Origin of the sequence: Limisphaera ngatamarikiensis (assembly GCF_011044775.1) — a bacterium.
GTDB classification, from domain to species: Bacteria; Verrucomicrobiota; Verrucomicrobiia; order Limisphaerales; family Limisphaeraceae; genus Limisphaera; species Limisphaera ngatamarikiensis.
The window spans coordinates 1-911 of the sequence record NZ_JAAKYA010000047.1 but is presented as its reverse complement, the minus strand read 5'-3'; the positions used below and the strand labels follow the sequence as shown (position 1 = coordinate 911).

General features: G+C 54.4%; 1 protein-coding gene. It reads left to right on the top strand.

The window, feature by feature from the left end:
* Positions 1–74: 74 nt before the first annotated feature.
* Positions 75–764 (top strand): hypothetical protein, encoded by a 690-nt coding sequence (locus G4L39_RS06935; protein WP_165106969.1) that lies wholly within the window; start codon positions 75–77, stop codon positions 762–764.
* Positions 765–911: the final 147 nt, after the last annotated feature.

Here is a 911-nt window from a genome sequence, read left to right as displayed (position 1 = left end):
TGGACATTTACAAGTGCAAAGAACAAACCAAGCCAGTGCCCCCGGGCTGGAAACCACCCAACCGCTAGCCTGCCATGCCCACTCTCAGAAGCCTAGCCGCCATCACGTGCCTTTGCCTCACTTCTGCATGCCTCGTATCATGCCTCGTCGACAAATCCCGGAGGGGCCTCGATTGTGACACCCTTGCTAAAGCAATTCTGGCGACTGTTCACGTTGGCGACTCCTTCATCTACGATGTCGCCAACGTCGTACCCATAGTTGATGGCGCCTCTAGAGAAGCGCGCTGGCTCTGTTACGTATTTGGCGGCCCGCCGACCTCAACGACGGGCGCAGTTGGTGTGTTCGACTCGGGCGGTAGACTTCTCCATGCCAGAGAGCTTAAGGGCCTATACGCATACATAACCAACGCCTCCGTTTTGACCCAAGGTGATAGCGCGGTCGTGAGCGTTCTGGATGCCTCCGGAACTGGCTTTCACGCCGAGTCACTTGTTGTGTTGACCCTCAGCGGTGGAAAGCTGTATGAAACGTTCCGATGCAGCGGCTTAAGTTGGTCAATGCACAGCGAGTTCCATGATCAGGAAGTCGAGCTCGTGTTCCGTAACCTTTACGGCGACGGAACGTCAGAACTCATCCGGTTGGTGACGTCCAACCGGTATGCGTGTTCTGTTGACCAACAGAATGGAAAACCCTTAGATACTAAAAGGACTGCCGAGGTGTTTGAGTTTGAGCCAAAGGCACACCAATACGTTTTGCGGTTCGATTGAGAAATGGCTCGGCTGCGTCGTGCAAAGGAGATTTAAATGAATCTGGCCGCGCTGGGGCATGGCCGATAGTGCGCCGCTCACCTGCGGCTGATGGTGTTAAGAATCAACATGATGTGGCACGAGCAAAAACAATCCTCCCGTTAGTCG